Genomic DNA, 4227 nt, shown 5'->3' with positions numbered 1-4227 from the left:
ATTGCTGATTAGGCAAGTCCTCTTGTCAACAGGGTTTGAGATGCGCTGACCCTGCATATTAGGGGTGGGGGAGCGATCAATTCTATTTAATTACTCTAGTTCTGCCTCTAATTCCTTAAATTCTTTGTACTCCCTATCTTTATGTTGCCAGTATTTATTTACTGTTTCTTGAGCTGCAACTGCACTTTCATATTCTGTTCCACCTTGGAGAGTTAATCTTTCTTTTACTTTTTTCCGAAGGTCAGAAATGATTTTACCGTTAACTTTGCGGGTTTTAGCCCAATCTAAAATAGTTGGTGGGTAAGAACTAGTGCCAATATATTTACCTTGAATAATTTCTGGTAGACTGTATCCTTTTAGTTCGCTTATCCAATAGTAAATAAATTTGAGGTCTGGGTCTTTTTTTGGAATATTTTTGTTTGGGTTATATATGCGAAAAGTATCACTAAGCGGATTAGTAACACCTGATTGCATTTGCCACTGCCAATTATCAATTGCTAAATCTCCATCTACTAAATAGTTCATATAATGTCTAGCCCCATGATGCCAGGAAATACCGCAATTGATAGTTAAAAATGTGGCACACATTGCCCTCATGCGAAAATTCATCCAACCCATAGTTTTTAGTTGTCGCATACTGGCATCTAGGAGGGGAAAGCCTGTCATTCCCTCCTAGATGCCAGTATGCGACAGTTCTTGTTTTTCTGGTGGTAACTCCAGAGGTGTATACCATTCATCAAATTCTGGGTAACGATTTTTGTAAGCTAGTTCTGGGTAAAAATAAAGGCGCTGTGTAAAACTATCGTGCCAGCGTAGACGGTCACGAAAAGCTTTTAATGAAAATTCTGCCTTGGGTTGATTTGTAAGTTCTGCTGCCCGTGCTTTAGTACGTTGGTAAACAATGCGAGTTGAAATTGTCCCAAAAGTCAGATGTGGTGATAGGTGAGATGTTGCACCTTGCTGTGCTAACCAAGGGCGTGAAAGTTTCCAATGATAACCACTAAATCTACTTTTCAGAAATGAATTTAATGTAGCTTGTGCCTGTGTTTCTCCACCAATAAAATATACCTGTTCTGTTGGCAAAAAAGCACGATATTTACGTTTGAGTTCAGAAAATGTAATTTGAGGTAAGTTTAGACAAAGTGATGGAGTGTTGATGTTAGTGGGAATTGGGTAAACAGATTGTCTTTGATATGTGTAATATTCGTTAAACCACTGCTCACGGTTATCTTGTGATTGCAAAAAGTTATTTAGTCCCAGATTATAATCGAGATTTAATGCTTGATATAAATTAACTAGACTTTGATCTCTGCTAATACCATACTCAACTTGTACATCACGATTAAAGTAGAGTTTGGGTCTATGTCCCTGCTGTGTTAATTGTTGAGTTAATTCCTGTATAATTTCTACAGCATTACCTTCAAATAATATGAGTTTGCTGCCTAATTTTTGTAAATTGCTATCTAGATTTTCTAAAGACTCAAACAAAAACTGCACCCGCCCTTTACCTACATCAACCCATTGATAAAACCAAGGATCAATAATGAAGAATGGTAAAACTGCGGCATTATTAGCAGACGCTAAAGCAATAATTTCATTGTCATTCAAACGTAAATCTCGACGAAACCACAGAAGGTGCATAACTCAATTTTCTACATCAACTTAATAATACAAGTGTACCAATAAATTTTAATGGTGGAACTAAAACTATGACCTACGCCTACAGAATGAATGATGCGGTGCAGGTAGCCAATCAGGCGGCTACTGACATTGAGGCGTGGTTATGGAGAAAGTCAGAAACTATTAGTGTTAGCAACGACTGGATGACCACAACGCCAAGCATGACCTTAACCCGTATGACAATCGCAAGCCAGGGTTAAAGCTGACTGAGGTGATTGATTTAGCCGCAATGGTTCCTGATGGGGTATATGGGGAACAGGCGATCGCTCAAGCAGTCAAATGGAAAGTAATATATCTGGACAAGAACAAATAATCATCTTATGATGATGTAATCAACTTGAATTTTGGCAGACCTATAGTGAGGTCAAAAACCCTGGGGGTTTGCCAAATCGCCAGAACCTTGACAAATCAATAGTTACGGAGTTTCATAAGTTTCAGTTGGCGGTTTTTCAAAGCCTGAAACAGGGTTTCTAGATCAGCTTTGCCAAAATCGCCTCCAGAATCCACTGGTAGACTATGTTTCAGATGGCGGGCTTTCCGCTAAACTAATCCCCGCAAGGGGACTGAAACTGTTTTATACTCAGACGGTAAGCAGATTAAGTAGACTTTCCGCTAAACTAATCCCCGCAAGGGGACTGAAACTTGGCTTGATGAAGTTGACCGTCGGACGTGACGGACTTTCCGCTAAACTAATCCCCGCAAGGGGACTGAAACAACCAATTGTTACGGCTATGGTTGCGTTCGTTTTGGCTTTCCGCTAAACTAATCCCCGCAAGGGGACTGAAACTTAATTTTATCCCCGTCAATTTCAACAAGACCTGACCTTTCCGCTAAACTAATCCCCGCAAGGGGACTGAAACAACGAAATTAACCCACAAATATCCACAGTAGAGAACTTTCCGCTAAACTAATCCCCGCAAGGGGACTGAAACTTTGTATTGCTGCACAACAAAGAGGTGAAGAAATTCTTTCCGCTAAACTAATCCCCGCAAGGGGACTGAAACTTCCCCATAATTATTTTTTGCCGTATACTTGGGCGTTTCTTTCCGCTAAACTAATCCCCGCAAGGGGACTGAAACAATAATGGAATATGCAATGAATGAAAATTATTATTACTTTCCGCTAAACTAATCCCCGCAAGGGGACTGAAACTATTCTACAACCTCAGCGTCCGCTTCGTCCTTGGCTTTGCTTTCCGCTAAACTAATCCCCGCAAGGGGACTGAAACCATCAGCAATTTTGGGTTCACCATCTTTGAGAACACTTTCCGCTAAACTAATCCCCGCAAGGGGACTGAAACCATTCAACAAACTCGTAAAACGTACCAGACTTAGACTTTCCGCTAAACTAATCCCCGCAAGGGGACTGAAACATTCAAAAGATAAATCCTGTAAATGTTCTTGTTTTACCTTTCCGCAAAACTAATCCCCGCAAGGGGACTGAAACACAGGAAATGGGTTAGAGAATGGTTATATTATTAATCTTTCCGCTAAACTAATCCCCGCAAGGGGACTGAAACCCAAACAATATCTTGAATAAAACATCTTTGTCTTCTTTCCGCTAAACTAATCCCCGCAAGGGGACTGAAACCGTCCGATAAATTCCAGGACACGAAACAGCTAGGACTTTCCGCTAAACTAATCCCCGCAAGGGGACTGAAACCCAAACAATATCTTGAATAAAACATCTTTGTCTTCTTTCCGCTAAACTAATCCCCGCAAGGGGACTGAAACCGTCCGATAAATTCCAGGACACGAAACAGCTAGGACTTTCCGCTAAACTAATCCCCGCAAGGGGACTGAAACCCTTTCATATCATGAAGTGAACGTTTTACTCCATCTTTCCGCTAAACTAATCCCCGCAAGGGGACTGAAACAAAACACACACACACAACAAACACAACAACACACACACTTTCCGCTAAACTAATCCCCGCAAGGGGACTGAAACTTAGGATCTGATCGACAACTCTTTCTTGAACTGAACTTTCCGCTAAACTAATCCCCGCAAGGGGACTGAAACGCATTAGGAAATGCTTTCCGAAAACTACCATCTATACTTTCCGCTAAACTAATCCCCGCAAGGGGACTGAAACGGTAAAATGGTCTTTGCGCTGCCCACTGTTTTGCTGTCTTTCCGCAAAACTAATCCCCGCAAGGGGACTGGTGCGACTATCAGTCGCACGTTTGGAGTGAGTACCTCAGAAATACTCCTGGTAAATGTCCATACCAGTACCCGCCCGAAGGGGCATAACAGGTAACTGTAATGTCTCAGAGCTAGAGGGTTAAATGCGCGACATCAACAAGTCGTAAAGTCGGTGAAGCGCTAGGGTAAAACCACCAGTGGGTTAACGAGAGTGAATCCTTGAAGAGGCATCGTGATGAGGAATTATCGAAAACGACTGAAACGATAATCTGGGGTCAGCAGAATAAAAACTGCGATGGTATTCCGCCCTGTCCTCGGAATACAGGGACATCAATAGCGCCCCCGGTGTATACAGCGTTTCCGGCTGTTATGAGGTACAGTAGCAGCAATTAGCAAACCAGT

At 41.8% G+C, this 4227-nt stretch carries 2 protein-coding genes and 1 CRISPR repeat array; both genes read right to left on the bottom strand.

The features are described from left to right. Window positions 1-90: 90 nt before the first annotated feature. Entirely contained in the window at window positions 91-666 is a 576-nt protein-coding gene (locus tag ACM0OP_RS23740) for an FAD-binding domain-containing protein (protein ID WP_414530869.1), read from the bottom strand. Between the two features lie 6 nt (window positions 667-672). After that, window positions 673-1641 carry a deoxyribodipyrimidine photo-lyase gene (locus ACM0OP_RS23735; RefSeq protein ID WP_414530867.1) on the bottom strand — a complete coding sequence of 323 codons (969 nt, stop codon included), beginning with the start codon at window positions 1639-1641 and terminating at the stop codon, window positions 673-675. Window positions 1642-2213: 572 nt separating this feature from the next. Then, window positions 2214-3849: direct repeats of the CRISPR family, unit length 37 nt; unit sequence CTTTCCGCTAAACTAATCCCCGCAAGGGGACTGAAAC. Window positions 3850-4227 lie beyond the last annotated feature (378 nt).

Origin of the sequence: Nodularia chucula CCY0103, from assembly GCF_963923915.1 — a bacterium.
In the GTDB taxonomy this organism is placed as follows: Bacteria; Cyanobacteriota; Cyanobacteriia; order Cyanobacteriales; family Nostocaceae; genus Nodularia; species Nodularia chucula.
The sequence above is the reverse complement of the archived record's forward strand: the minus strand, read 5'-3'. Positions and strand labels throughout refer to the sequence as shown.